A 24,667-nucleotide genomic window follows, 5' to 3' on the forward strand; every position below is an offset into this window, starting at 1 on the left:
ATGCGCGTCTCGGTTCAGGAAGCGCCCTTTGATCTGGGTGCCGAGGCCAACCGCTTTGCGGCAGGTGACACTGGCAGTGGAGCAATCGTCACCTTTACCGGCGTGGTGCGCGATCTGGCGCAGGGCAATCTGGATGTGATGGAGATCGAGCACTATCCGGGCATGACCGAAAAGGCCATTGAGGCCATCGCCGACGAGGCGCGCCAACGCTGGTCATTGGCGGATGTTCTGGTGATCCACCGCCATGGTCGCCTGTCCCCGGGGGACCGGATCATGATGGTCGCCACCGCCGCGCGGCATCGCAAGGACGCGTTCGAGGCGGCAGAGTTCCTGATGGATTACCTGAAATCCCGCGCGCCCTTCTGGAAGAAGGAAATCACGGGCAAGGGTGGTGAATGGGTGGCCGCAAAAGACGAGGACGAGGCCGCGCTCGACCGCTGGTGATCAGTTGACGCTATGGAGCCGCGCGCGCAGCTCCTCGGCCTCTTGTCTTACAGCGCGTAGCCCGTCCATGGCCGCGCCCAGTTCGGCCTCGGTCTGGGTCAGCTGGTTGGTCAGTTCCGCCTCGCGCTGCTGCAGGTAGGTGATCGCCTGATCGCGGGTTTCCTCGGCCTCGTGCAACTCCTGACTCATCCGGTCCAGATCGGCGACGTCGCTTTGCCGGACACGGGTAAAGCGATGCACCAGCCAATTGGCGAACCAGCCCATCGCAAAGGCGACAAACAGGATGATCGCGGTGGTGAGGATGAATTCGGTTCTGTTCATTTACTGGTCCTCTCCGTTTTCCGCGTCCGTCTCAGCCGCCGGTTCGGGCTGCTGTTCCACCGCTTCCAGCCCGGTCTGGGTCTCGGGGATCGGTTCGGGGCGGATCAGATAGAAGTTGATCCGCCGGTTGGCTTCGCGGCCGTCTTCGGTCTTGTTGTCGGCGATGGGGTCGTTCTCACCGTACCCTACGGCGGTGAAACTTGAAGTCAGCACCCGGCGTGCGCGCAGCTCGTTCAGGACCGATTGCGCACGGGCCTGGCTGAGCTGCAGGTTCATCTCTTCGCGGCCCTGACTGTCGGTATAGCCCTGAATTTCCATCCGGATGCCACCACATTGATCCAGCACATCGGCGATACGGTTCATCGTGTCCAGTGACTCGCCAGCGATGGTGGCCGAACCGGGTTCAAAGGTGATCTTTGCCTCGCCCTGGATCTCTGCCACCCGGCTTTCGCAGACCTCGGGGTCGAGCGGTTTGTCGGCGGGCTCGGGTGGTTCCTCATAGGTGATCGACAGGTCGAACCCCTGCGCCTCGCCCAGTTTTTCGGCCAGAAGCCGCGCCGCCTGCGCGCTGGCATCTTCAAGATAACTGACCCCCTGCAGCGTCACGCTGTCCGGGGTGACGGTCAGCACGCCGTTGCGCAGCAGCGACAGCGTTTCCAGCCCGGCCAGCACCCGCACCGGCCATTCGCCGGGCAGGTCCGGCACGATCCGCGTGGCGGTATGCACCACGTCCGAGCCGAAGGCGGCCCTGGCATAACTGTCGACCATATGGCGCATGTTCTCGTCCGCCAGACGTCCGCGCAGTTGCACCAGACCTTCGGGGCTGAGTGTCGCGGTGAACTCGACCGGTCCTGCGGGGTCGGCCTCGACCGGTTCCGGCAGCACGGCGTGCAGGGCAAAGACCGCTGGCAGGTCGGCCTGAAGCTCGCCGATGACCCGGTCGAACTGCCCCTGATCGGTGCCCTGGGCCGCGATCAGCGTGACATCGGCGTCCGACATCGTGATCGACCCCTGACCAAGCGTAGTCAGCGCGTCGATGCCGAGCTCGGCGGCGGTGCCCCACTTTGGCGAGGGCACGCCCAGACCGATGACACAGGCCTGTTCGGTCGCCACGCCAGCGCGCCGTGCGGCGGCGGCGATCTGGTCGCGCGCGCCCGTGCTGTCGGCGGAACAGGCGTCGAACCGCGCACCGTCTTCGTCGATCAGGAACCGCAGGGTGAACGGGGTGATCACCGGGCGCGGCGCCGAGATATCCAGCCGGATGCGCAGCCCGCTTGGCACCACACGGGTCAGTGTGTTCTCGATGCGGGTCTTGTCTTCGGCACTGTCAGCGATGGCTGTGACGCTGACCAGATCCGCACCCACCGAAATCTTCGAGCGCGGCAACACCGACAGCGCCGTGGTGGCGAACTCGATTGCGTCGCTCCAGCCTTCGGGCTCGGCATAATCGGCGGTTTCCAGCAGGTCGGTCACGCCGCCCCGGTCGGGTATGCCGCGCAACTGGTTGATCAGGCCGTCACGATCCATCGTTGTGGGCACCAGCCCGATGATCGAAATGCCGCTGTCGTTGCGCAGAATCTCGGCCGAGAAACGCGGAGCGCGCAGATTGGCGGTGGGAATGATCTCCATCTCATCGATGACGCGCGAGGCGTCGACCTCATCCCCGACGACGGTCAGGGCGTTGAACCGGGTCGCCTCGTCGGTGGCGGTTCCGGTCAGGACCACCCGCAGCCCGTCCGCCTGCACTTCGGCCCAGTCATGGCCGTTCAGATCAAGCGCGCGGCGCACCGAGATTTCCGAAGCGTCCTCGACCGCCTGAACCGCGAAACCGGCGGCGATCACGCACAGCCCGGCAGCCAGCGCAAAGGTCATGGCAACGATGAACGTCTGGGAAATACGCATGGGCCGAGTCGGTTTGTCGTCCTTTGGGTTCGGATGTCTTACAAGGCTGTTGGCCGGGGTGCAATCAGACCAGCAGCGCGGCGCAGAAGAAAACCAGCGGGATCAGGCCGGTATCGCGATTGACCCGGAACAACTGCAGCAGTTTCGCGTTGTCCTCGATGTCGAGCCCGCGCAATTGCCAGGCCATGTGCCAGCCCATCGCCCAGGGGCCGGCAAGCGCCAGCACCAGCGCCATCAATGGTGCATCGGGCAGGGCGGCCTCGATCACGGCCAACCCCATCAGGGCCACGGTTGCGGCCAGGAAATACTTCAGCCATTGCGCTGTGTTCTGTCCAAACAACCGTGCGGTCGATTTGATGCCGATCAGCTCGTCGTCCTCGGTGTCCTGATGGGCATAGATCGTGTCATAAAACAGCGTCCAGGCGATGCCGGCGGCATAGAGAAAAACCGCAGGCCAGCCCAGCGATCCGCTATGCGCGGTCCAGGCCAGCAGTGCGCCCCAGTTGAAGGCAAAGCCCAGAAACACCTGCGGCCACCAGGTGAAGCGTTTGGCAAACGGGTAGATGGCGACGGGCAGCAGGCTGAGCACCCCCATCGCAATCGCGGCGCGGTTGAAGCTGAGCAGGATGGCAAGTGACAGCAGACATTGCAGGATCATCCAGATATACGCGCCGGTCACCGTGACCTGCCCCGAGGGCAGTGGCCGTGAACGGGTGCGCGCCACCTGCGCGTCGAACTCGCGGTCGGTGATGTCGTTCCAGGTGCAGCCCGCGCCGCGCATCAGCCAGGCCCCGAGGGCGCAGCCCGTCGCGATCCACAGATCACCGGGTCGCGGGTCGCCGCCCGCCAGAATGGCCAGCGCCAGGCCCCACCAACAGGGGATCAGCAGCAGCCAGGTGCCGATGGGCCTGTCCGCGCGGCTGAGCCGCAGATAGGGTCGGGCAAAGCGCGGGGCATGGCTGTCGACCCAATTGCCCGAAACCGAATCCGAGACCTGACCGTCTGGTGTTGGCGTATCGCCTTGCATATGTAGGCTCTCATGAGTGCAAAGATCAGGCTGTATGTAGAGCACCCTCTGGGGCAGGGGCAATCGGTTCCTTTGACGCGGGATCAGGCGCATTACCTGTTTGGGGTGATGCGGCTTGCCGTTGGCGCGTCTGTTGCCCTGTTCAATTCGCGCGATGGCGAATGGCTGGGTGAAGTGGCCGAGGCGGGCAAACGCGGCGGGTCTCTGACCTGTCGCAAACAGACGAAACCGCTGCAGATGCCGCCCGACCTCTGGCTGCTCTTTGCGCCGATCAAAAAGGCGCGCACCGATTTCATCGTTGAAAAAGCCGCCGAAATGGGCGCGCGGCGCATCGTACCGGTGCAGACCGCGTTCACCAATTCTGACCGCATCCGGCAGGACCGTCTGCAGGCCCACGCGGTTGAGGCGGCAGAGCAATGCGGCGGCACGTTCGTACCCGAAGTGAGCGCGTTGCAAAAGCTCGACCGCCTGCTGGCCGACTGGCCCGAGGAGCGGCAATTGATGTTCTGCGACGAGGCCTTGGTGGGTGCCGGGCAAGCGTTACGTGATGCGGGGCCGGGTCCATGGGCGATCCTGATCGGCCCCGAAGGCGGGTTTTCCGACGACGAACGCGCACGATTGATGCGGGCCGACTTTGCTTACGCAGTCAGTCTCGGGCCGCGCATCCTGCGCGCCGACACGGCGGCGGTGGCGGCGCTGACCGTCTGGCAGCAGGTGCTGGGGGACTGGTAGATGCGCCGCGCGACGCAAAAGGATGCCGCTTCGATCGACGGGTTCCTAGCGGACCATATCGAGACGTCGATGTTTCCCCTCTTCAACCTGCGACGCCATGGTCTGGACGGGGCGCATCCGCGCGCAATCTCGGTCTGGATCGACCCGCAGACCGGTGGGACGCTCGCGGTCACAAACGAAGGCATGATCCTGCCGCAACTGCCCGGTTTCACCGAATGGCCCCGCCTGAAACCCCTGCTGACAGGCAGGCCATTGATCGGATGCGTCGGAGAGACCGATCAGGTTCGTGCCCTGCTGGCGGCCTGCGGGCTGCAGGACCGGCCAATGAACACTGACAGTGACGAACCGCTGATGCACCTGCGCCTCTGTGATTTGGCAGAACAGGGAGGCGAGGGGCGGCTTGTCCCGCTTGCGGCCGCGCCGCGAGAGATCATCGCGGCGTGGCGCGCGGCGTATCATCGGGAGGTCTTGGGCACCTCGGCCGATCAGGCCGAGGCGGCGGCGCGCCGCGATGTCGAGGGTTACATCGCGGCAGATACCCATCGCGCCCTCATGCTCAACGAGACACCTGTTGCGATGACCGGCTTCAACGCAATCTGCGGTGATGTGGTGCAGATCGGCGGGGTCTTTACACCCCCAGACCTCAGACAGCGCGGCCATGCAGGCCGCGCCCTGCGCCTGCATCTGTCCGAGGCCCATCGCGCAGGCAAGACCCGTGCGATTCTCTTTGCGGCTTCCGAGGCGGCGGCAGGTCTCTACAAATGCGTAGGGTTCGAGATTATCGGATCCTATTCGATGTGCCTGTTTCGCGACCTCGAGCGCGTTGGCTGATCCCGAATCTCATTCATGGAGGGCTTGAAGATTGTCCCGCACTACACACCTTAACCACATTGGTGCGCCGTACTGGCGCAACCGCCCGCAAGTCATTGAAGAAAGGTCGGACCCATGAGTTTCATCCGCCCCGAAGCAAAGCTGGCCCTGTGGAAATGGCGCGAAGTGCTGGTCGCGGCGGCCCTGCTGCTGGTCGGGCTGAGCTGGATCGTCGGGCCGGGTGGATTGCTGGCCTGGCTGGGCTGGGCTCTGCTGATCGCGGGAATTGCCCTGATCGTTATTGGCATCCAGCGGGCGCGGTTCCGCTCGGGCACAGGAGGGCCGGGCGTGGTTCTGGTCGATGAGGGCCAGATCAGCTATTTCGGGCCGCTGACCGGCGGCGTCATTGCGGCTGCGGATCTGAATCAACTGACGCTCGACCCGACGTCGAAACCCGCGCATTGGGTGTTGCGCCAGCCGGGTCAGCCTCCGCTGCATATTCCGGTCAATGCCGAAGGGGCCGAGGCGCTGTTTGATGTCTTCGCCGCCCTGCCGGAGTTGCGCACCGAGAGTATGCTGGCAGAGCTTGGCGGCCGGTCCCCTCACCCGGTCGTGATCTGGGAACGCCATTCAAGCCGCCCGCCACAGATGCGGCTGCATTGACAGTGGCCGCGTTTGTGACCACGACTGGCGAATAAGCGAAGCAGTCAGCATCGGAGCGAGCCATGTCCATTCCCCAATCCGGCGGCGGGCCGATCGAACGGCACGAACAACTGGCCGAATACCTTGCGGACGGGTGCAAGCCCAAGGACCAGTGGCGGATCGGGACCGAGCACGAGAAGTTCGGTTATTGCAAGGACACACTGAAACCGCTGCCCTATGAGGGCGCGCGCTCGATCCTGGCGGTGCTTGAGGGGCTGCGCGACGGCCATGGCTGGGCTCCGGTGGAAGAGGGCGGCAAGCTGATCGGGCTGGAAAAGGACGGTGCCAATGTCAGCCTGGAACCGGGCGGGCAGCTGGAACTGTCGGGCGCGCCGCTGGAAACCATCCACGAGACCTGCGACGAGGTAAACGCGCATCTGCGCGACGTGAAGGATATCGCCGACAAGATCGGTGTGGGCTTCATCGGGCTGGGGGCCGCGCCGATCTGGGCGCATGAGGACATGCCCCTGATGCCCAAGGGCCGCTACAAGCTGATGGACAGCTACATGCAGAAGGTCGGCACGATGGGGCGCGTGATGATGCGGCGCACTTCGACGGTGCAGGTCAATCTCGACTTCGCTTCCGAAGCGGACATGGTGCAGAAACTGCGCGTGGCCATTGCCCTGCAGCCCGTTGCCACCGCGCTTTTCGCCAACTCGCCCTTCTTCGAGGGCAAGCCCAACGGCCACAAAAGCTGGCGCAGCCGGGTCTGGCGCGATCTGGACGCAGACCGGACCGGGATGGTGCCGTTTGTGTTCGACGACGGCTTCGGCTTCGAGGCCTGGGTGCAGTATGCGCTCGATACGCCGATGTATTTTGTCTATCGCGACGGGGTCTATCACGACGCGCTGGGGCAGTCGTTCCGCGATTTCCTGAAGGGCGAACTGCCCGCGCTGCCCGGTGAAACCCCGATGCTCAGCGACTGGGCCGATCACCTGACCACGCTTTTCCCCGAGGCTCGGATCAAGAAATTCATGGAGATGCGCGGTGCCGACGGCGGGCCGTGGCGCAGGCTCTGTGCCTTGCCCGCCTTCTGGGTCGGGCTGATGTATGACCAATCCGCGCTGGATGCGGCCTGGGATCTGGTCAAGGGCTGGGATGGTGAAACGCGTGAGGCGCTGCGGGTTCAGGCCTCGGTCGACGGGTTGCAGGCGCGGGTCGGCGATATCGACATGCATGCGCTGGCGCGCGAGGTGGTGGCGATCTCCGAAGCGGGCCTGAAGGCCCGCGCCCGACCCGGCGTGGGCGGCATGGTGCCTGACGAGACTCATTTCCTGAACGCGCTCAAGGACAGCCTTGAGACCGGCAAGGTCCCCGCTGATGAGTTGCTTGATCGCTACAATGGTGATTGGGGTGGCGATTTGACCCGAATTTATGGCGAGTACAGCTACTGACACGCAGCCCATCAAGGTGTTCGCAGGCGGTCGGACCCGGAAACGTGTCGTGGCCAATGGTCTGACCGTGGCGCTGAGCGATCTTCACCGGATCAGGTAAATCAACGAAAAAGGCGGCAGGTGTCCCCGCCGCCCTTCTGAACGATCTTCAGGACAAGGTTACTGCTGCAACGATGCAGGGTCCTTGTCGGCGATCTCTTCCCAGTTGGCGCTCGCCTTTTCGATGAAACCGGGGATGTCGCCCTCCCAGCGTTCCTGAATGTCGGACGAAATGTTCAGATACAGCTTGTCGTCGACGATCTTCCAGACTTCCGGGTCGCCGTCAAACTTGAAACCCATCGCGGCGCCAAAGGCGCAATAGCCGCCATAGACCGGCAGATAGGCCTCGGGGTTGCGCTCGAACTCGGCCTTGCTCTCTTCCGAGGCAAAGCGGTAGGTGGCGTCGTTATAGGTCGAGGTGATTTTCCAGTTTCCCGGCGTTGCCTCACCTTCGGTGAAATAGGCCACGGGGTCATGCCCCTGCAGGGCGAGACCGGTCGAGGATGCATTCAGTTCAACGCCCGCCGCCAGTGCCGATGTCGCCAGCGCAACCGAGAGCGCCACGCCGCCAAAAAGAGCTTTTACCTTGTTCATGGTGATATCCTTTGTTTTCGGGGTGCATCAGCCGCGTTCGAAAATGCGAAGCGGATGATGCGTGTGTTGTTCCGTGCGGATCTGAATTCTCCGTCACGCAACATCACCTGTTCATCCCGGTGGTCACGTTCAAAACAAGTAATGGTGATTGTGTGCTGGTGAACGAACCCTGTGCACTCACGCTCAGGGTCCGCCAAAATCCCGGTCCGCTCACCCGCACCGGACCGGATCAGGGTTCGATCCTGAACCGGCGCGGTTCCAGCCACCCGATCACGGGCTTGCGACGCGAGGCATATCCTGCGACCGAGCGATCCAACCGATCTGCCAGCACGGGCAGGCGGCTGACCGGAACCTTCGGAAACAGGTGATGTTCGCGATGATAGAACATCAGGTAAGCCAGCCGCGCCAGCACGCCCCGCTGACTGCGGGCCGCGACGCCGCTGCCATGAGTGTCCTGATGGGTGATCCAGACCGCAAAGAGCGCGGAAAGACATTGGGCGACGCTCATCGCCGCCACATGCAGCAGCAGGACCTGAGAACCGGTCAGCAAGGCGATGGTGATGACGGCAATCACGAGGCTCCAGTCAATCAGGATGCGTCGGCGTCCCCGCGCATTCGACCCCGCCCAGGCGGCGCGATTGATATCAACCGGAAAACGCGGGCCATAGATCAGCACCTGTGGCAGGGTCATATGGCCGCATTTCCCTTCGCAATCCCCCGGTCCCATCGCATGCTTGTGATGCAGCAGGTGGCAATGGCTGAAGGCATGGTTCGACCCCAGCATCAGGGCGCTCAGCACATGCATCACCAGATTGTCCCCGCTGCGGGGCAGGCCGAGATTGCCGTGGATCGCTTCGTGATTGAGGCGCAGGGCGCAGAGGAAGAACATGAAGCTGCCGATGCCGCCCAGCGGCCACAGGGACGTGCCGTAGAGTGTCAGGGAAAACAGCAGCCACGGCAGCGGAAGCATCAGTTCCTTCGCTTTGGTCCAACGGCTCATAGGCACCAGATCGGTCCAGATGATGCCGCGTGGTGGACGCTCCGGGTGCCGGGATGGGTTCAGATCGGTCATGTGATAGCTCCCTTCGTGGATCGTTTGGGAAGAACCGTCGAGCGCCGCTACTTACGAAAAAGACGGTTATTTCTGTTATGAGAGAAATAAAGGTGCAAATTTTTTTACTCTGACATTTCCTTCTGTCCCTTTGGCAACAGGCGGGCGATGCGCCCGCCCAGCTTGACGACGGCTAGCTGAATGCCGCGCGGCAGCCTGCGCACGTCGACATACCAGTCATCGAACATCTGCATCGTATCGAGCGTTTCACCGATACGTTGGCGTATCTTGGTTGAGGTGCCGTCGGTTTCGGCCTCTTTCGCCACTTCACGCAGGGCCGCCAGGGTCGGCGCGAATTCCCGCTCGCGGCGGCCTTCGACCACCGCCTTGGTCAGGTCGAACATGTCCCGGATTGAATGGAAATGGTCGCGGCGATCCCCCAATTGCCGGCTGGATTTCACCAGCTTCCAGCTTTGCAACTCTTTCAACCCGTTGGAGACGTTCGAGCGCGCAAGGCCCAGCGTGTCGCAGATGTCATCGGCTGTCAGCGGATCGGGCGAGATATGCAACAAGGCGTGGATCTGCGCCACCGAGCGGTTCACGCCCCACTTGGTGCCCATATCCCCCCAGTGAAGGATGAAGTCCTGCATGGCTGGTGTCAGTTGCATCAAGTGTTCCTGTAATTTCTGTATTATCAGAATTTACAGATAAACACGATTCGATCAAGTGTCTTTGCGGAACCGTTATGGGATCAGGATTTCGAGCCGATCCTGGGTTCGGTTCCGGATTTGATCCGGCCGATGTTCTCGCTATGCCTAAGATAGATCAGCAAGGTCAGGATGATGCCCAGGACGAGTGCTCCGCCATAGCCCAGAAAAATGATCCAGAGCGTGGACGCCGCCGCTGCCGCCAGTGCCCCGACCGAGGACATCCGCGAAACCGCCGTGCCCGCCAGCCATGTCAGGCAGCAGGCGATGCCGACAGGCCAGGCCAGCGCCAGCCAGATGCCCAGAAAGGTGGCCACACCCTTGCCGCCCCGAAACCCCAGCCAGATCGGAAAGCAATGGCCCATAAAGGCGGCAAGCGCGGTGATCTGGGCGGCTTGCTCGCCCGCGAAGTGGCGCGCCAGCAGCAATGCTACCGCACCTTTTGCACCATCGAACAAAACGGTCAGGGCGGCGGCCAGCTTGCTACCGGTGCGCAGGACGTTTGTGGCGCCGATATTGCCCGACCCGATCTCGCGCAGGTTTCCCAGCCCCATGAGGCGGGCAAAGATCATGCCGAACGGGATCGAGCCCAGCCCGTAGCCGATGATGGCCCACAGGATCAGCATGTCGGATGAAGTGTCGTTTGCGAACATCAATTTCTCCGGTAGACGGCCGCTCCGGCCACGTAGGTTGCCAGCACCCTACCTTGCATCCGCTGGCCGTCAAACGGCGTATTCTGCGATTTTGACTGCAGGGTGAACCGGTCAAGCACAAAGGGCGTTTCGGGGTCGAACAACACCAGATCGGCGGGCGCATCCGCGGCCAGCTTGCCGGTGTTCAGCCCCAGGCGTTTTGCGGGGTTCAGAGACATGGCGCGGAACAGGGTGGGCAGGTCCAGTTGCTCGCCATGGTAAAGCCGCAGTGCTGCGGGCAGCAGGGTTTCCAGCGCCACCGCGCCCGAGGCGGCCTCTTCAAACGGCAGCCGCTTGCTTTCTTCGTCCTGCGGGGTGTGCATCGAACTGATGATGTCGATCAGACCGCTGCGCACCGCCTCGATCACGGCTTGGCGGTCGCCTTCCGATCGAAGCGGCGGCTTGACCTTGAAAAAGGTGCGGTAATCGGCCACGTCCAACTCGTTCAGCGTCAGGTGATGGATCGAGGTGCCTGCGGTGATGTCCAACCCATTGCGCTTGGCGCGTTCCAGCGCGGGCAGGGCGCGGGCGGTGGTGATCTGGTCGGCGTGATAGCGGGCGCCGGTCATTTCCAGCAGCGCGATATCGCGATCCAGCCCCATACGCTCGGCCATCGGTGACACGGCAGGCAGGCCGTAAAGCGTCGCGAACTTGCCGCTGGTGGCGGCCGCGCCCTGGCTCAGGCCCGGCTCTTGCGGGTGGGCGATGACCAGCGCGCCGCAGGAGCGGGCATAGGTCAGCGCGCGGGAGAACACCTTGGTGTTGCTCACCACATGATCGCAATCAGTGAAGGCGACCGCACCGGCATCCATCAAAAAACCGATCTCGGTCATCTCGCGGCCCTCACGGCCTTTGGTCAGCGCCGCCATCGGCAACACGTTGACCGGCGCATCCGCCTGTGCCCGGCGGGTGACGAATTCCAGCGTTTCGGGCGTGTCGATGACCGGCAGCGTGTCGGGGCGGGTCACGATGGTGGTGACCCCGCCCGCCGCCGCCGCCAGCCCGGCGGATTTGTAGCTTTCCTTGTGCCGCTCGCCCGGCTCGCACACCTTGACGCCGATATCGACGATGCCGGGTGCCAGACACTTGCCACCGCAGTCGATCACCTCGCCATCGGTTTCCGGCGGTGTCTTCGCCCCTCGGGCGGCGATCACGCCATCTCGGGCAAGCAGCCAGCCGGGGCTGTCGGTGCCGGCTTCGGGGTCGATGAGGCGGGCATTGGTGAACAGGGTTGTGGTCATGTCATGGCCCCTTCAATCGCGGCTTTGGTGGCTGCCGGGTCGGCCTGGAATTTGATCAGATGCTTGTCGCCCGCCCCGGTGATCACCTGCACGGCGCTGCCCAGCGTGCGCACGGTTTCGATCTGGGGCAGGGGGATCGTCTGGACCGGTCCGCGCAGCGCGCCGTCGCGCAGTTCCCAGACCGCGCTCAGTTCTTCCGAGGACATGTACCAGCCGCGCAGCATGATGGCCGCCAATCCGGCGGGCGCGCCAGTCCAGATATAGGGGTTGCCCATCATCCAGAGCACGGCCATCGCCAGCGCCATGCCAAAAGCGGCGAGCCAGGCATGCGCCCGGATATAGGCCTGCCTGTCGGGCACGAACCGGATCACAGGATCAGCCATATCACCCCGGCAACAAGCGCGATCATCACCATGGAAAAGATCGCAAAGCCGATGCGGACCGCTTTGGAGCGGGCTTCGCGCGGCGGGGTGCGTGGGGCTGAGTAGGGCGTGGCGCTTTTGGTGATCAGCGGCTCTGCGGACCAGTCGATCCGGTCCTCGCGATAGCAGCCAATCGGTTCAAGGCGGCTGTCCAGGGTCAGGTCCATTGCGCGGCTCCGGAAGGCGGCGCTGCGCACCAGCATCACCCAGCCCATGATCTTGTCCAGCGCCTCAGCGTCCAGTTGATCCTCGGGAATGCCGCAGCCCTCGGCGAGGTAGCCATAGAGGCCGAATCCTTCGAGGTCCCAGACCGGGAAAATCTCGATCTCGCTTGAATCGAGTCCCTCGACTCCCAGCAATTGCTCGGCGGCACCCGGTTCGCGCAGGAATTTCGCATGCTCCGGCGCGACATCCAGTGCATACAGCCGCAGATAGCCGAACTCGTTTGCCTCAACGGTGACCGGATCGCTCATGCGGCAACCTCCCGGTGATGACGGGCCAACAGCTCCATCGCGGCCATGCGGACGGCGACGCCCATCTCGACCTGCTCCTGAATGACCGAGCGGTTGATGTCATCGGCCAGCGTGCCGTCGATCTCGACACCCCGGTTCATCGGGCCGGGATGCATCACGATGGCGTCGGGCTTTGCCAGTGCCAGCTTGGCGGCGTCCAGCCCGTAGCGATGGTAATATTCCCGTTCTGAAGGAATGAACCCGCCATCCATGCGTTCCTTCTGAAGCCGCAGCATCATCACCACATCGGCGTCTTTCAGACCGTCGCTCATATCCTCGTACACCTCGGCCCCGAATTCGGCGAAATGTCCGGGCACCAGCGTGGGCGGGCCGATCAGACGGATGCGGTTCTCCATCTTGCCCAGCAGGATCAGATTAGACCGGGCGACGCGCGAATGGGCGACATCGCCGCAGATCGCCACGGTCAACCGGTGCAACCGCCCTTTTGCCCGGCGGATCGTCAGCGCGTCCAGAAGCGCCTGGGTGGGGTGCTCGTGGCGTCCGTCACCGGCGTTCAGTACCGCGCAGTTGACCTTCTGCGCCAGCAGGTCCACCGCACCCGATTGCGGGTGACGCACCACCAGCAGGTCAGGGTGCATCGCGTTCAACGTCATCGCCGTGTCGATCAGCGTCTCGCCTTTTTTGATTGAGCTGGCCTGCATCGCCATGTTCATCACATCCGCGCCCAGCCGTTTGCCCGCCAGTTCGAAACTGGCCTGTGTGCGGGTGGAGTTTTCGAAGAACATGTTGATCTGGGTGAGGCCCGACAGCTCATCGGCGTGTTTCAGCGATTGCCGGTTCAGCTCGACATATTTCTCGGCCAGGTCGAGGATTGCAGTGATGTCGGATTGGGACAGTTGTTCGATGCCAAGAAGGTGACGATGGGCAAAAGACATGGCTTGGCTCCGAACCGGTGTTGCCAGCGCTTATAGGAAGCTCGGCGGGGCGGAGCAATATCCCGCCTGCCTCAATCTGCTGCCTCAAGGCAGGCGCCGTCCTCGCCGCATTGCTGTCCCGGCCTGCACCAGCGGCCATAGCCGCAATCCACCGCCTTGACCGGAACGCATCCCCGCCCGCGTGAGCATTTGAAGCCGGGACGGCATTGCGATTCGGTGTCTTCGCATTGGAACCAGCCCGCGCGGGGGCAGCGTCCGGGCAGGCAGCCACCGGGGTCGGAGCGATCGATGGGGCGCTGGATGTCCTGCGTGCCGGGTTTTGGCTTACAGCGGCCTGCGCCCGCGCAGACATTGCCGGGCGTGCAGACGGTTCCGTCGGCGCATTGGGTCGAACCATGTGGCGCGCAGCGCAGGCCCCCAGTCATGCACAGCTGACCGGCGGGGCAACTGCGCCCGCCACCGCAGTAATTGCCGCCCAGCGGGATGCAATGGCCATCAAAGCTGCAGCTTTCACCCGCGCTGCAGCAATTGCTCGTACCGCATTGCAACTGCCCGGCGCGGCATTTGCCGAAACCCTGCGCCGATGCGGGCAGGGTCCAGCACGTCAGAAGCGCCAACCAGAACAGGGCAAGCAATCGGGTCATGTGGGCATGCTCGGGGCAGAACGCGCCACTGACAAGCGCTTATCGCCTTTCCTCCGTTCACTTAGAGTTTAGACTGGCGGGCATGGAATCGGTGTTTGACCCATATGCGGCGAAGGCCCTGCTGGAATGGCAGGTGGAACTGGGCGCGACGGATGCGATCTCGGATGCACCGGTGGACCGCTATGCCCTGGCCGAAAAGACGCCAAAGCCCAAACCCGCACAACCTGCGCAGACCCCGGCGATACCTGCAACGCGCGACCCGGTCGCAGTGGCGAAACAGGTGGCAAACGCGGCCGCGTCGCTTGACGATCTGAAAGCCGTGATGACGGCGTTCGATCTGTGTGAGTTGAAGAAGGGCGCCCGCCAGCTTGTCTTTGCCGATGGCACGCCCGGTGCGCGGGTGATGATCATCGGTGAGGCACCCGGACGCGACGAGGATCGCGAAGGCAAGCCGTTTGTCGGCCGTGCCGGGCAGTTGCTGGACCGGATGCTGGACGCAATCGGGCTGAACCGGACCGAATCGGTCTACATCACCAATGTGCTGCCCTGGCGGCCACCGCAGAACCGTGATCCCAAACCGGAGGAGATCGCAATGATGGTGCCGTTTCTGCAGCGGCATGTGGCGCTGGCCAAACCCGAGGTGCTGGTGCTGATGGGCAATATCAGCTGTCAGGCGGTGCTGGGCAAACGCGGCATCACCCGGCTGCGTGGCAAGTGGGATCAGGCGATGAACCTGCCGGTCATGCCCATGTTCCACCCCGCCTACCTGTTGCGCCAGCCGCAGATGAAGCGGCAGGCATGGGCCGATCTGCTGGACCTGAACGCCAAGCTCAAGGGGCATTAGATATGCGCATTCTGGCCTTTTCCGATCTGCATATGGCCCGCAACAGGGCTGCCGCGATTGTCGAGGCCAGCACCGGGGCGGACCTGGTGATCGGCGCGGGCGATTTCTGCAACATGCGGCAGGGTCTGGCAGAGGCGATGGAGATGCTGGCCGGTATCTCAGCCCCGCTGGTCATGGTGCCTGGCAACGCCGAAAGCGCTGAAGAACTCACCGGGGCTGCCCGCCACGGCGTCCATGTGCTGCATGGTCAGGCGGTCGAAGTGGATCGCCTGTCGTTGTTCGGGCTTGGCTATGGCGTTCCCCTTACCCCGTTCGGTGCGTGGTCCTGCGATCTGAGCGAGTCGGAGGCGACGGAACTGCTGGATCGCTGTCAGGAGACGGATGTGCTGATCACCCATTCTCCGCCCAAAGGGGTGGGGGATGTGACCTCGCAGGGGGATTCGGTCGGCTCAAGTGCCGTGCGCGATGCCATCGAACGGCTGCAGCCAAAACTGGCCGTCTGTGGCCACATCCATGACAGCTGGGGTGCGCGGGGCCGGATTGGACGTACTGAGGTCGCCAACCTGGGACCAGCGGTCAACTGGTTTGAGGTCGATGCATGATCGACCCGGTTGTGTTGCTTACTTTCCTGCCTGCAGCCATGGCACTGAACCTGACGCCGGGCGCGGATATGATGTTCTGTTTCGGTCAGGGGCTCCGGTCCGGCCCGCGCGCCGCGATCGCGGCCAGCGCCGGGATTTCGCTTGGTTCGCTGGTGCATGTGACGCTCGCCGGTCTTGGGCTGGGCGCAGCGGTGGCGGCGATGCCGTGGCTCTTTGACGTGATCCGCTGGGTCGGGGTTTTGTACCTGCTCACTCTGGCCTGGTCCGCCATTCGCAATGGTGCCACGCCGCCCGATGCGCCCGCACAACCGGCCAAACACGCGTTTCGTGACGGGCTGCTGGTCAACCTTACCAACCCGAAGGTGATCCTGTTCGTGCTGGCCTTCATCCCGCAATTCATTGATCCAACAGCTGGTCCGATCCTGATGCAGTTCATGGTTCTTGGCGCGGTGATCGCGCTGGGCGGCTTTGTCATCAATGCAGGTGTCGGGCTGATGGCGGGCGGGGCCAGCAGGCATCTTGTCGGCAACCGTCGCGCCGGGCGCATTCTTGGCTGGATCACGGGTGGTATCTTTATCACGCTTGCCGTGCGTTTGGCCGTTTTGGAAAGGGCATGACCACAGATGTCGCGCATTGACGAAAGCATGGAGTTTCATCCGGTCCGCATCGCCGTGCTGACCGTCTCGGATACCCGCGCTCTGGCAGACGACAAATCGGGGCAGACTCTCGTGGACCGGATCGAGGCGGCGGGCCATTTGGTGGCGGACCGCAAGATCCTGCCCGATGAGCGCACCGAGATCTCCGGCCAGTTGCGGGCCTGGGTTCAGGACCCGCAGATCGACGTCGTGATCTCGACCGGCGGCACCGGGCTTACGGGCCGCGACGTGACGGTCGAGGCGCACAGGGACGTCTATGAGAAAGAGATCGAAGCGTTTGGAACGGTCTTCACCATTATTTCGATGGAAAAGATCGGCACATCCGCCGTGCAGTCGCGTGCGACGGGGGGGGTTGCGGGGGGCACCTATCTCTTTGCGCTGCCGGGCAGTCCGGGGGCCTGCAAGGACGCCTGGGACGGCATCCTGCAAAAACAGCTCGATTACCGCCATCGCCCCTGCAATTTCGTCGAGATCATGCCCAGATTGGACGAACATCTGCGACGGAAGTAAACTCTTCGTACGTTCAAGGCTTTGCAGGCGTCGACAGGGTTGGCAAATCCATCAGGCCCGCTAACCTTTGGCAAGGCAGCGCAACGCCACCGGAGAAGGATGTAAGATGCGGTTTTTACGCCAGAGTCTGCTCGGCGTGTTCCTGGTGTCGATGACGCTGGCCCTGCTTCTGTATGCCGGCCATCTGGTGTTTGACGCGGTTCGCACAAGTCTGGCCGACAAGGCCCGGCCCATCGAGGTGCGCGAGCGGGTCTTTGCGGTCAATGTAGAAACCGCCGAGTTGCAGGATGTGATCCCGGTTCTTAAAGCCTTCGGTCAGGTTCAAAGCCGCCGCACGCTGGAATTGCGCGCCGCGGCGGGCGGGCGCGTGCTGGAACTGTCACCCGATTTCGAGGAAGGCGGCACCGTCCGCGCGGGTGCGGTGCTGGTGCGCATCGACCCGGCGGATGCCCAGACCGATTGGGACCGCGCCTCCTCCGACATGATGGATGCCGAGGCCGAAGAACGCGACGCCGAACGTTCCCTGCTTCTGGCGCGGGACGAATTGCAGGCGTCCATCGACCAGTCCGAACTGCGGGACAAGGCATTGCAGCGGCAGCTGGATCTGGCCGAACGCGGCGTGGGCACCGCTGCGGCTGTCGAATCGGCCGAGCTTGAAGCCGCCTCGTCCCGGCAGGCCGTGCTGGCGCGCCGAATCTCGGTCGCGCAGGCCGAGGCGCGGGTGGATCAGACCGAAACCCGCCTGATGCGCGCCCGCAGTGCCTTGTCGCTGGCCGAGCGCGATCTGCGGGAAACCACCGTGACCGCCCGGTTCGATGGCACGCTGAACGATGTCAATCTGGTCGAGGGGCGGCTGGTCTCGGCCAATGAGAAACTTGCCGAACTGGTCGACACCGACGCGCTTGAGGTGGCGTTTCGTGTCTCGACCGCGCAATATGCAAGGCTGCTCGATGACGAGGGCGACCTGATCGCGGCGCCCGTAATCGCCTCGCTGGAAATCACCGGGACCAACCTGACTGCGCGCGGCGTGATCAGCCGTGACAGCGCCGCCGCTGGTGAGGGTCAGTCCGGACGGTTGATCTTTGCCCGGCTGGAAGCGGCGCGCGGTTTCAAACCCGGGGATTTCGTCACCGTCGCGGTCGAAGAACCCGCGCTGCAAGCCGTCGCGCGCCTGCCGTCCTCGGCGCTGGATGCGGCCGGGACCGTGCTGGTTCTGGGCGCCGATGACCGGCTCGAGCTGCTGCCCGTCCGTCTGGTCCGCCGTCAGGGCGACGAAGTGCTGCTGCGCGGTGACGGGCTGGCCGGGCGCGAGGTGATTGTCGGACGCACGCCGCTGCTGGGGCCAGGGATCAAGGTGCGCCCGGTCCGCAGCGAGGCGCAGCTGGTTCCGGCGGCCTCGCTGCTGGAGCTCAGCGACGAGCGCCGCGCGCGTCTGGTGGCCTTTGTCGAAGGCAGCGATGGTATCCCGCCTGACGAGAAAGCGCAGGTTCTGGGGCAATTGGCGGAACTGCGCGTACCCGAAGATCTGGTGCTGCGGATCGAATCCCGGATGGGGGGATAACCCGCTATGGTCCGCGAGATCCCAGGTGCGGCAGGCGGGCTGCTCAGTTACTTCACCCGGCATCGCACGGCGGCCAACCTGTTATTGGTAGTGCTGCTGGTTCTGGGTGCGGCGGCGATCCCGAACATGCGGGCACAGTTTTTTCCCGATGTGATCATCGAAGATATGCGCATCAGCGTCGAATGGGATGGCGCAGGTCCAGAGGATGTGGACAGTGCCATCGTTCAGGTGATGGAACCCACCCTGCTGGCGCTTGACGGCGTCGCCGGGTCCGAGGCCCGGTCGCGCGAGGGGCGCGCCAACCTGACGCTGGAATTCGAACCGGGCTGGGACATGTCGCGCGCCTCGGACGATGTGCAGGCGGCCGTTGACGGGATCACCACGCTGCCCGAGGACGCCGAAGAGCCCAAGGTCCGGCGTGGCGGCTGGCGGGACCGGGTAACCGATGTCGTCATCACCGGCCCAGTCGAGCCGGCGCAGCTAGGCCTGCTGGCGGATGAGCTTGTCACGCGCCTCTTTGCGGCGGGCGTGGCACGGACCACCATTCGCGGTGCTGCAGCGCCGCGCACCATCATCGAAGTGCCGACGATGCAGCTGATCGCCAATGACATAACGATGGCGCAGATCGCTGATGCCATCGCGGGCGAAGTCGACACCAACCCGGCCGGAGATGTGACCGGCGCCAATGCCCGCGTGCGCACGGGGGTCCAGAAACGCGCGCCGGAAGATATCGAGGGGATCGTGCTGCGCTCCAACCCGGACGGCTCGAAACTGCTGATCAGCGATCTGGCCACCATCCGGGTCGAGGGGGTGGACCGCGAGCGCAGCTATTTCGTGGGCGACAACCCGGCCATGTCGATCCGCGTCGACCGAGCCGATGGCGGTGACGCGATCGAGGTGCAGCGTCAGGTCGAAAAGGTCGCCGCCGAAATGCAGGCCAGCCTGCCGCAGGGCGTGACGGTCGAACTGATCCGCACCCGGGCCGAGGCGATCACCGGGCGGCTGAACATTCTGGTCGATAACGGCCTCGTCGGGCTTGGCCTCGTTGTCTGCCTGTTGTTCCTGTTCCTGAATGCGCGCATCGCCTTCTGGGTGGCAGCGGGTATTCCGGCGGCGATGTTCGCGGCGATTGCACTGATGTATATTGGCGGTCTGACCATTAATATGGTCAGCCTCTTTGGCCTTATCATCACGCTGGGTATCGTGGTGGATGACGCAATTGTTGTGGGCGAACACGCCGATTTCCGCGCCCGGCGACTGGGCGAATCCCCTGTTGTCGCCTCGGAACGCGCCGCGCAGCGCATGGCAATGCCGGTTCTGGCGGCGACCCTGACCACGATCATCGCCTTCTTTGGCCTCACCGCCATCGGTGGGCGGTTCGGAGAGCTGATCCAGGACATCCCCTTCACCGTGATCGCCGTTCTGGCGGCCTCGTTGGTGGAATGTTTCCTGATCCTGCCCAACCACATGTCCCACGCCATCGCCCATTCCGCCAAAGAGCATTGGTATGACGCACCCAACCGCATCGTGAACCGGGGCTTCCGCTGGGTGCGCGACACCTGGTTCAGACCGCTGATGGGTTGGGTCGTGCAGGCCCGCTATGTCGTGATCGCAGGCGCGCTGGCTCTGCTTGCCGGCCAGCTTGCGCTGTTCATTCAGGGCGATGTGCAATGGCGCTTTTTCAACGCGCCTGAACGGGGCTCCGTGACCGGCAATATCGCGATGGTCGAGGGGGCGAGCCGCACCGACACGATGGCCATGCTGGCCGAGTTGCAGCGTGCCACGGATGCGGTCTCGGACCGGCTAGAGCGGCAATATGGCTGGTATCCGGTTGACTATGTCATGGTCGAGATCGGTGGCAATGCCGGTCGTGCCCTGTCGGGAATGGAGGGCAAGGAGACCGACCTCCTGGGCGGGCTTTCGATCGAACTGATCGACGCCGACCTGCGCCTTGACCAGGACGAGGTCCCCTATTCCAGCTTCCAGTTCATTGCCGAATTGCAGGAAGAGATCCGTCGCCACCCGCTGGCCGAAGTGGTCAGCTTCCGCGGCTGGCGGTCCGGGCCCGGCGGCGATGCGCTGGATGTGCAATTCTATGGCGCCGATGTCAGTACGCTGAAAGCGGCGTCCGAGGATTTGCAGGCCGCCGTGCTGCGCTACCCGGAAGTGTCAGCCGTCGAGGACAATCTGGCCTATGACAAGGAAGAGGTGATCCTGGATCTGACCGCGCAGGGACAAGCGCTGGGCTTTACCATCGAGATGCTGGGCCGGGCGCTGCGCAACCGGCTGAACGGGATCGAGGCGGCGACCTATCCCGACGGCCCGCGCAGTGCCGAAATTCGCGTCGAACTGCCCGAGAATGAGCTGACCGCCGATTTTCTGGAACGTACGCTGATGCGGTCACCCTCGGGCACCTATGTGCCGCTTGCCGATATTGTCTCGGTCCAGCAGCGGACCGGGTTCTCGACCGTGCGGCGTGAGAATGGCGTGCGGGTGATTTCGGTCACCGGCGATATCGCCGAAGATGATCCGGCCCGCGCGGCAGAAATCGAGACCGCCCTGCGTAGCGAAATCCTGCCCGAGATCGCCAGCACGCGGCAGGTCGAATGGCGGCTTGCCGGGCTGAGCGAGCAGGAGGATGAATTCCTCACCGACGCACGAACCGGCCTGATCCTGTGCCTGACCGGTATCTATCTGGTTCTGGCCTGGGTCTTCGGCAGTTGGACACGGCCTGTGGTGGTGATGGCGGTGATCCCCTTCGGCCTAGTCGGAACGATCTTTGGACATTACTTGCATGGTATTCCGTTGAGCATGTTCACGGTGGTAGGGCTGCTGGGCATGACCGGGATCATCATCAACGATTCAATCGTGCTGGTCACGACGATTGACCAATATGCCCAAGAGCGCGGTCTTGTCCCCTCGATCATCGAGGGCGCGGCGGACCGGTTGCGGCCGGTGATGCTGACAACACTCACCACGGTTCTGGGGTTGGCGCCGCTCCTCACTGAGGGTTCGCAGCAGGCGCAATTCCTGAAACCCACGGTGATCACGCTGGTCTATGGGCTGGGCTTCGGCGTTTTCATGGTGCTGCTGTTGGTTCCGGCTCTGATCGCGATTCAGCGCGATGTCGGGCGGCCCGTCAGCGCCCTGCGTCGCGCGCTGCGCAGTTCCGACCCGCGAATCCGCCTGGCGATTTTGGTCAGCGGAGTTGCAACGCTCGGCTGGCTGGTGCCTACCATGATCTGGCCGCTGGTCACCGGGACGCTGCCCGCGCCACTGGCGACGTTCACTGCCGGAGGCGGCGTGCGCAGCGGGCTGGTCCTGTTCTTTGCGGGCGCGCTGGTGATTCTGCTGCTAAGCTGGCTGGTATCGGCGCTTTATGCGGCGCGGCTCACCAGAACCCGCTCCTGAGCGCCAGCCCCAGCAGATCGGGCACGCGGGCGCTCATTGCCAGCTCTCCGGCCAGAACCGTCCGGGTATCGAACCATTGCGCGTCCGAAACGTCATCTGCGGCCTGAAGGGTCCCGCCGACATAGCGGCAGGCCACGCCGACCAGCAGGTAGTGCAGCTCGACATTGCCATCCTCGCCATGCTGCAACAGGTCCAGATTGGTCAGGTAGTCGATCGGCTCGGCATGGATGCCGGTTTCCTCGCGCAGCTCGCGCGTTGCCGCTGCAAGCACGGTTTCGCCCCATTCCACATGACCGCCGGGAAAGCCCCACAGCCCGGCATCGGGATTGTTGCGGCGTCGGGCCAGCAACACCTTGCCATCGCGCAGAACCACCGCCAAGGCCCCAATTCTGGGAACCTGTGTCATCCGGGTGCCGCCGGGCAGCCCTGAATGTCGACACTGTGTTTCGCACCCAGCACGGTGATCCGGATTTCGGACCGGTCCAAGGCCATCGGGCCGTTGCTGCTGGTGACGAATTCTGAAGTGGAGATCAGCGTGTTGCCCTGCCTGCGAGTTTCAGCCGGAGCGGCCCAGATCGCCGGATCGCCGGGTTCGAATATGGCAACCTCGGTGCCACCCGCTGATGGCATGGTGATCTGTGCCTCAATGCGCACGCCCTGAGTGGTGGGTTGCAGGCGGCAGGTGACCGAGGTGACACCGGCCTCTTTGCCGGAATAGGGCCGTTGCGCGAAGGCTGCGGCGATGGCCGGGTGGCGGCCCGCCTCGGCGTCGAGCTTGTGATCGAAATCGAGCGTGCTGGGAATGCAGACATCCTTGCAGATGCCAAGCTCCATTTCACCGCGCAGGCGCACCGGCTTGTTTGCGTTCCGGGGTGTGATCTCGACCGGCAGAACTAGCTGGTCGGTATAACCGATGCTGCGCAATCCGTTCTGGTCGTGGATTTCAGGGGTGGGCCAGGTAATGTCGATCCCGCCCAGATTGCGCGACGCCCCCCAGTCAAAGCGCGGCGGTATCCCCGCGTCGCCGGGCGCGCGCCAATAGGTTTTCCACCCGTCTGCAAGGGTCAGGCGCAGCGCCCCCAGATAGGTGCCCCGCTCGGTTCGCCCGCCGTCCAGCACATCAAGCTGCACGATATCGTCCATGTTTTGCGACAGCGCCGGGGTGGCTGCCAGCGTGGTGAGCAACAGGAGGGGGAACGCGTGTTTCATCATGGTTTCTACATGCGCTCTTGCCGGGGAAATTCCAACTCACGTTAAGGTCAGTGCCGGTAATTTCAACCCACACGTGCCGCTGCCCTTGCGTCTGGCCGCGGGCGGGGCCATTGTTGAATCAGCAAGGAGATTTGCCGGAACATGATGGACCTTACCGGACAGCTTCTGATCGCCATGCCGGGCATGGGCGATCCGCGTTTTGAACATTCGGTTGTCTTCATATGCAGTCATGGCGAAGACGGGGCGATGGGCCTGATCGTGAACAAACCCGCCGATCTGCGCGTTGCGGCCCTGCTGACGCAGCTGGACATTCCCTGCCAAATACCGGTTGTCAACGATACGCCGGTGCGGTTTGGCGGGCCGGTCGAAACCGCGCGCGGTTTTGTCCTGCATTCCTCCGACTATGACGCCAACCTTCATTCGATGAGTGTCGATGCCAGCTTCAGCATGACCGCGACGCTCGACATCCTCGAAGACTTGGCCAAGGGCACCGGCCCCGAGCGGAGCCTGCTGATGCTGGGATATTCCGGCTGGGGACCGGGACAGTTGGAGGATGAGATCGGCGACAACGGCTGGTTGACGGTTCAGGCCGACCCGGCACTGATCTTCGATATCGCCGATGATCGCAAATGGGAGGCGGCGCTAAAACTGCTGGGCATTGATGCGCTGACCCTCTCGGCCAGCGCCGGACACGCCTGACCTAGGTTTCGCGCGGCGCGGCGGCGCGGCGCAGGCGGTCGTTGATCGCCGCACCAAGCCCCTCCTGCGGGATAGCTGCAACCGCGATCGGTCGGCCGGTCTGATCCAGTTCGTGCAATGCCGCAAAAAGACGCGCCGCCGCTTCGACCAGATCACCCGATTGCGACAGGTTCAGATCGCAATCTATGTCGTCAAAGCCCAGCAGGATTTCCTCGCCGCGCCGGTCCGAGGCATTGAGCCGTACGCTGGAGGTTGGCGCATAGTGCGACCTCAACTGACCCGGTGCGGTGATCGCCTCTGCTCCGTCACGGGTCAGCGGCGCCACGCCAAGCACCTCAGCGATTTCTTCGGCGCTGATGCCGCCGGGGCGCAGCAGGGTGGGTTGATCGAACAGCCCCAGGATCGTCGATTCCAGCCCGACGGTGCAGGCGCCGTCATCCAGAATGGCCTCGATCCTCCCGCCCAGCCCGACGCTCACATGGGCGGCAGTGGTCGGACTGATCCTGCCAGAGGGGTTGGCCGAGGGCGCCGCAACCGGGCCGTCGAATGCGCTGAGCAGCGCCCGCGCCGCCGGGTGGGCAGGCACCCGCACCGCCAGCGTGTCGAGCCCGGCGGTGACCAGGGGGGATATGCCGTGCCCCTCAAGCAAAGGCAGCACCAGCGTCAGCGGACCCGGCCAGAACGCCGCTGCCAGCGCCTCGGCCTGATCGGACCAGGCCACGTAGCGCCGGGCGGCCTGCACCGAAGGCAGATGTGCGATCAGCGGGTTGAAGCTTGGCCGCCCCTTGGCCGCGTAGATCGCGGCCACGGCGTGATCATTGCCCGCGTCGCCGCCCAGCCCATAGACCGTCTCGGTTGGAAAGGCGACCAGACCGCCCGCCTGCAGGATCGCCGTGGCGCGGGCAATGTCGGCGGGCGCGGCGGACAGGGATTGGGTTTTTTTGTCCAACATTGTCGGTGACGCCGCGTTCCGGTTGCTTGCAATAGGGTGCCGGTTAGTTATTTACCAAGCCAAGTTCAATACAGAATTGGATCAGGCGCT

The 24,667-nt window shown here is 63.8% G+C and carries 27 protein-coding genes; 12 read left to right on the forward strand and 15 right to left on the reverse strand.

What is annotated here, in order from left to right; genetic code table 11:
• The gene (locus M3P21_RS04630) at positions 1 to 444 is read left to right on the forward strand and encodes a molybdenum cofactor biosynthesis protein MoaE (RefSeq protein ID WP_249707266.1); all 444 of its coding nucleotides are present in this window, start codon (positions 1 to 3) and stop codon (positions 442 to 444) included.
• Here the strand turns inward: M3P21_RS04630 and M3P21_RS04635 are convergent, their stop codons facing one another.
• The 3 genes from M3P21_RS04635 to ubiA all read right to left on the reverse strand — a co-directional run bounded on the left by M3P21_RS04635 (position 445) and on the right by ubiA (position 3,694).
• Complete coding sequence (locus tag M3P21_RS04635) at positions 445 to 765, reverse strand: hypothetical protein (RefSeq protein ID WP_249707267.1); 321 nt, start codon at positions 763 to 765, stop codon at positions 445 to 447.
• Positions 766 to 2,667, reverse strand: coding sequence for an OmpA family protein (locus M3P21_RS04640; RefSeq protein WP_249707280.1), 1,902 nt, complete (start codon positions 2,665 to 2,667; stop codon positions 766 to 768). It lies immediately after the preceding gene.
• A gap of 64 nt (positions 2,668 to 2,731) precedes the next feature.
• Positions 2,732 to 3,694, reverse strand: a complete 963-nt coding sequence (ubiA, locus tag M3P21_RS04645; RefSeq protein WP_249707281.1) for a 4-hydroxybenzoate octaprenyltransferase — start codon at positions 3,692 to 3,694, stop codon at positions 2,732 to 2,734.
• Between the two features lie 12 nt (positions 3,695 to 3,706).
• Between ubiA and M3P21_RS04650 the strand changes: the two genes are divergently transcribed.
• From M3P21_RS04650 to M3P21_RS04665, 4 genes are all read left to right on the forward strand, one after another.
• On the forward strand, positions 3,707 to 4,426 hold the full coding sequence (locus M3P21_RS04650) for a 16S rRNA (uracil(1498)-N(3))-methyltransferase (protein WP_249707282.1): 720 nt from the start codon (positions 3,707 to 3,709) through the stop codon (positions 4,424 to 4,426).
• A complete protein-coding gene (locus M3P21_RS04655; RefSeq protein ID WP_249707283.1) occupies positions 4,427 to 5,257 on the forward strand; it encodes a GNAT family N-acetyltransferase in 831 nt (276 codons plus the stop codon).
• A gap of 114 nt (positions 5,258 to 5,371) precedes the next feature.
• Positions 5,372 to 5,899 (forward strand): hypothetical protein, encoded by a 528-nt coding sequence (locus M3P21_RS04660; protein WP_249707284.1) that lies wholly within the window; start codon positions 5,372 to 5,374, stop codon positions 5,897 to 5,899.
• A 62-nt stretch (positions 5,900 to 5,961) separates the two neighbouring features.
• Positions 5,962 to 7,332: a glutamate--cysteine ligase gene (locus M3P21_RS04665; RefSeq protein ID WP_249707286.1), complete on the forward strand. Its 1,371-nt coding sequence runs from the start codon at positions 5,962 to 5,964 to the stop codon at positions 7,330 to 7,332.
• A gap of 159 nt (positions 7,333 to 7,491) precedes the next feature.
• Here the strand turns inward: M3P21_RS04665 and M3P21_RS04670 are convergent, their stop codons facing one another.
• The 9 genes from M3P21_RS04670 to M3P21_RS04710 form a co-directional block, all read right to left on the reverse strand.
• Entirely contained in the window at positions 7,492 to 7,965 is a 474-nt protein-coding gene (locus tag M3P21_RS04670) for a YHS domain-containing (seleno)protein (RefSeq protein WP_249707288.1), read from the reverse strand.
• 229 nt (positions 7,966 to 8,194) lie between these two features.
• On the reverse strand, positions 8,195 to 9,037 hold the full coding sequence (locus M3P21_RS04675) for a fatty acid desaturase (protein ID WP_249707289.1): 843 nt from the start codon (positions 9,035 to 9,037) through the stop codon (positions 8,195 to 8,197).
• A 104-nt stretch (positions 9,038 to 9,141) separates the two neighbouring features.
• Positions 9,142 to 9,684 carry a GbsR/MarR family transcriptional regulator gene (locus M3P21_RS04680; RefSeq protein WP_249707291.1) on the reverse strand — a complete coding sequence of 181 codons (543 nt, stop codon included), beginning with the start codon at positions 9,682 to 9,684 and terminating at the stop codon, positions 9,142 to 9,144.
• A gap of 83 nt (positions 9,685 to 9,767) precedes the next feature.
• Positions 9,768 to 10,376: a glycerol-3-phosphate 1-O-acyltransferase PlsY gene (gene plsY, locus M3P21_RS04685; RefSeq protein ID WP_249707292.1), complete on the reverse strand. Its 609-nt coding sequence runs from the start codon at positions 10,374 to 10,376 to the stop codon at positions 9,768 to 9,770.
• Positions 10,376 to 11,656 (reverse strand): dihydroorotase, encoded by a 1,281-nt coding sequence (pyrC, locus tag M3P21_RS04690; protein WP_249707293.1) that lies wholly within the window; start codon positions 11,654 to 11,656, stop codon positions 10,376 to 10,378. Before pyrC ends, plsY begins: the two co-directional genes overlap by 1 nt.
• On the reverse strand, positions 11,653 to 12,039 hold the full coding sequence (locus M3P21_RS04695) for a hypothetical protein (RefSeq protein ID WP_249707294.1): 387 nt from the start codon (positions 12,037 to 12,039) through the stop codon (positions 11,653 to 11,655). Before M3P21_RS04695 ends, pyrC begins: the two co-directional genes overlap by 4 nt.
• Positions 12,024 to 12,551, reverse strand: coding sequence for a hypothetical protein (locus M3P21_RS04700; protein WP_249707295.1), 528 nt, complete (start codon positions 12,549 to 12,551; stop codon positions 12,024 to 12,026). The genes M3P21_RS04695 and M3P21_RS04700 overlap by 16 nt, the downstream gene beginning before the upstream one ends.
• On the reverse strand, positions 12,548 to 13,486 hold the full coding sequence (locus M3P21_RS04705; RefSeq protein ID WP_249707296.1) for an aspartate carbamoyltransferase catalytic subunit: 939 nt from the start codon (positions 13,484 to 13,486) through the stop codon (positions 12,548 to 12,550). The genes M3P21_RS04700 and M3P21_RS04705 overlap by 4 nt, the downstream gene beginning before the upstream one ends.
• 71 nt (positions 13,487 to 13,557) lie before the next feature.
• Complete coding sequence (locus M3P21_RS04710) at positions 13,558 to 14,130, reverse strand: scavenger receptor class F, member 2 (RefSeq protein WP_249707297.1); 573 nt, start codon at positions 14,128 to 14,130, stop codon at positions 13,558 to 13,560.
• 82 nt (positions 14,131 to 14,212) lie between these two features.
• On the opposite strand from M3P21_RS04710, the gene M3P21_RS04715 reads away from it, so the two are divergent.
• From M3P21_RS04715 to M3P21_RS04740, 6 genes are all read left to right on the forward strand, one after another.
• Entirely contained in the window at positions 14,213 to 14,974 is a 762-nt protein-coding gene (locus tag M3P21_RS04715) for a uracil-DNA glycosylase (protein WP_249707298.1), read from the forward strand.
• 2 nt (positions 14,975 to 14,976) lie between these two features.
• Positions 14,977 to 15,576, forward strand: a complete 600-nt coding sequence (locus M3P21_RS04720; RefSeq protein ID WP_249707299.1) for a metallophosphoesterase family protein — start codon at positions 14,977 to 14,979, stop codon at positions 15,574 to 15,576.
• The gene (locus M3P21_RS04725; RefSeq protein WP_249707301.1) at positions 15,573 to 16,193 is read left to right on the forward strand and encodes a LysE family translocator; all 621 of its coding nucleotides are present in this window, start codon (positions 15,573 to 15,575) and stop codon (positions 16,191 to 16,193) included. Before M3P21_RS04720 ends, M3P21_RS04725 begins: the two co-directional genes overlap by 4 nt.
• Before the next feature lie 6 nt (positions 16,194 to 16,199).
• Positions 16,200 to 16,742: a molybdenum cofactor biosynthesis protein B gene (gene moaB / locus M3P21_RS04730; RefSeq protein WP_249707303.1), complete on the forward strand. Its 543-nt coding sequence runs from the start codon at positions 16,200 to 16,202 to the stop codon at positions 16,740 to 16,742.
• Positions 16,743 to 16,848: 106 nt separating this feature from the next.
• Positions 16,849 to 18,303: an efflux RND transporter periplasmic adaptor subunit gene (locus M3P21_RS04735; protein ID WP_249707304.1), complete on the forward strand. Its 1,455-nt coding sequence runs from the start codon at positions 16,849 to 16,851 to the stop codon at positions 18,301 to 18,303.
• A gap of 6 nt (positions 18,304 to 18,309) precedes the next feature.
• Entirely contained in the window at positions 18,310 to 21,714 is a 3,405-nt protein-coding gene (locus M3P21_RS04740; protein ID WP_249707305.1) for an efflux RND transporter permease subunit, read from the forward strand.
• On the opposite strand, the gene M3P21_RS04745 is transcribed toward M3P21_RS04740, so the two are convergent.
• Together M3P21_RS04745 and M3P21_RS04750 are read right to left on the reverse strand one after the other, a co-directional pair.
• Positions 21,695 to 22,120 carry an NUDIX hydrolase gene (locus M3P21_RS04745; RefSeq protein WP_249707306.1) on the reverse strand — a complete coding sequence of 142 codons (426 nt, stop codon included), beginning with the start codon at positions 22,118 to 22,120 and terminating at the stop codon, positions 21,695 to 21,697. The two genes, M3P21_RS04740 and M3P21_RS04745, sit on opposite strands and share 20 nt — an antisense overlap.
• Positions 22,117 to 22,923 (reverse strand): protein-disulfide reductase DsbD domain-containing protein, encoded by an 807-nt coding sequence (locus tag M3P21_RS04750; protein WP_249707307.1) that lies wholly within the window; start codon positions 22,921 to 22,923, stop codon positions 22,117 to 22,119. The genes M3P21_RS04745 and M3P21_RS04750 overlap by 4 nt, the downstream gene beginning before the upstream one ends.
• A gap of 147 nt (positions 22,924 to 23,070) precedes the next feature.
• On the opposite strand from M3P21_RS04750, the gene M3P21_RS04755 reads away from it, so the two are divergent.
• A complete protein-coding gene (locus M3P21_RS04755; protein ID WP_249707502.1) occupies positions 23,071 to 23,625 on the forward strand; it encodes a YqgE/AlgH family protein in 555 nt (184 codons plus the stop codon).
• Position 23,626: 1 nt separating this feature from the next.
• On the opposite strand, the gene M3P21_RS04760 is transcribed toward M3P21_RS04755, so the two are convergent.
• The gene (locus M3P21_RS04760) at positions 23,627 to 24,577 is read right to left on the reverse strand and encodes an L-threonylcarbamoyladenylate synthase (protein ID WP_249707308.1); all 951 of its coding nucleotides are present in this window, start codon (positions 24,575 to 24,577) and stop codon (positions 23,627 to 23,629) included.
• Positions 24,578 to 24,667 lie beyond the last annotated feature (90 nt).

Source organism: Ruegeria spongiae, from assembly GCF_023502395.1.
In the GTDB taxonomy this organism is placed as follows: domain Bacteria; phylum Pseudomonadota; class Alphaproteobacteria; order Rhodobacterales; family Rhodobacteraceae; genus Ruegeria_C; species Ruegeria_C spongiae.

What these genes read in the sequence shown, in the direction of transcription:
- M3P21_RS04650 (WP_249707282.1), top strand. Translation starts at nt 3,707, where the DNA reads ATGAGTGCAAAGATCAGGCTGTATGTAGAGCACCCTCTGGGGCAGGGG.
- M3P21_RS04695 (WP_249707294.1), bottom strand. Translation starts at nt 12,039, where the DNA reads ATGGCTGATCCTGTGATCCGGTTCGTGCCCGACAGGCAGGCCTATATC.
- moaB (WP_249707303.1), top strand. Translation starts at nt 16,200, where the DNA reads ATGTCGCGCATTGACGAAAGCATGGAGTTTCATCCGGTCCGCATCGCC.
- plsY (WP_249707292.1), bottom strand. Translation starts at nt 10,376, where the DNA reads ATGTTCGCAAACGACACTTCATCCGACATGCTGATCCTGTGGGCCATC.
- M3P21_RS04705 (WP_249707296.1), bottom strand. Translation starts at nt 13,486, where the DNA reads ATGTCTTTTGCCCATCGTCACCTTCTTGGCATCGAACAACTGTCCCAA.
- M3P21_RS04680 (WP_249707291.1), bottom strand. Translation starts at nt 9,684, where the DNA reads ATGCAACTGACACCAGCCATGCAGGACTTCATCCTTCACTGGGGGGAT.
- ubiA (WP_249707281.1), bottom strand. Translation starts at nt 3,694, where the DNA reads ATGCAAGGCGATACGCCAACACCAGACGGTCAGGTCTCGGATTCGGTT.
- M3P21_RS04660 (WP_249707284.1), top strand. Translation starts at nt 5,372, where the DNA reads ATGAGTTTCATCCGCCCCGAAGCAAAGCTGGCCCTGTGGAAATGGCGC.
- M3P21_RS04675 (WP_249707289.1), bottom strand. Translation starts at nt 9,037, where the DNA reads ATGACCGATCTGAACCCATCCCGGCACCCGGAGCGTCCACCACGCGGC.
- M3P21_RS04700 (WP_249707295.1), bottom strand. Translation starts at nt 12,551, where the DNA reads ATGAGCGATCCGGTCACCGTTGAGGCAAACGAGTTCGGCTATCTGCGG.
- M3P21_RS04715 (WP_249707298.1), top strand. Translation starts at nt 14,213, where the DNA reads ATGGAATCGGTGTTTGACCCATATGCGGCGAAGGCCCTGCTGGAATGG.
- M3P21_RS04670 (WP_249707288.1), bottom strand. Translation starts at nt 7,965, where the DNA reads ATGAACAAGGTAAAAGCTCTTTTTGGCGGCGTGGCGCTCTCGGTTGCG.
- M3P21_RS04655 (WP_249707283.1), top strand. Translation starts at nt 4,427, where the DNA reads ATGCGCCGCGCGACGCAAAAGGATGCCGCTTCGATCGACGGGTTCCTA.
- pyrC (WP_249707293.1), bottom strand. Translation starts at nt 11,656, where the DNA reads ATGACCACAACCCTGTTCACCAATGCCCGCCTCATCGACCCCGAAGCC.
- M3P21_RS04740 (WP_249707305.1), top strand. Translation starts at nt 18,310, where the DNA reads ATGGTCCGCGAGATCCCAGGTGCGGCAGGCGGGCTGCTCAGTTACTTC.
- M3P21_RS04720 (WP_249707299.1), top strand. Translation starts at nt 14,977, where the DNA reads ATGCGCATTCTGGCCTTTTCCGATCTGCATATGGCCCGCAACAGGGCT.
- M3P21_RS04635 (WP_249707267.1), bottom strand. Translation starts at nt 765, where the DNA reads ATGAACAGAACCGAATTCATCCTCACCACCGCGATCATCCTGTTTGTC.
- M3P21_RS04745 (WP_249707306.1), bottom strand. Translation starts at nt 22,120, where the DNA reads ATGACACAGGTTCCCAGAATTGGGGCCTTGGCGGTGGTTCTGCGCGAT.
- M3P21_RS04710 (WP_249707297.1), bottom strand. Translation starts at nt 14,130, where the DNA reads ATGACCCGATTGCTTGCCCTGTTCTGGTTGGCGCTTCTGACGTGCTGG.
- M3P21_RS04760 (WP_249707308.1), bottom strand. Translation starts at nt 24,577, where the DNA reads ATGTTGGACAAAAAAACCCAATCCCTGTCCGCCGCGCCCGCCGACATT.
- M3P21_RS04640 (WP_249707280.1), bottom strand. Translation starts at nt 2,667, where the DNA reads ATGCGTATTTCCCAGACGTTCATCGTTGCCATGACCTTTGCGCTGGCT.
- M3P21_RS04735 (WP_249707304.1), top strand. Translation starts at nt 16,849, where the DNA reads ATGCGGTTTTTACGCCAGAGTCTGCTCGGCGTGTTCCTGGTGTCGATG.
- M3P21_RS04725 (WP_249707301.1), top strand. Translation starts at nt 15,573, where the DNA reads ATGATCGACCCGGTTGTGTTGCTTACTTTCCTGCCTGCAGCCATGGCA.
- M3P21_RS04665 (WP_249707286.1), top strand. Translation starts at nt 5,962, where the DNA reads ATGTCCATTCCCCAATCCGGCGGCGGGCCGATCGAACGGCACGAACAA.
- M3P21_RS04750 (WP_249707307.1), bottom strand. Translation starts at nt 22,923, where the DNA reads ATGAAACACGCGTTCCCCCTCCTGTTGCTCACCACGCTGGCAGCCACC.
- M3P21_RS04755 (WP_249707502.1), top strand. Translation starts at nt 23,071, where the DNA reads ATGGACCTTACCGGACAGCTTCTGATCGCCATGCCGGGCATGGGCGAT.
- M3P21_RS04630 (WP_249707266.1), top strand. Translation starts at nt 1, where the DNA reads ATGCGCGTCTCGGTTCAGGAAGCGCCCTTTGATCTGGGTGCCGAGGCC.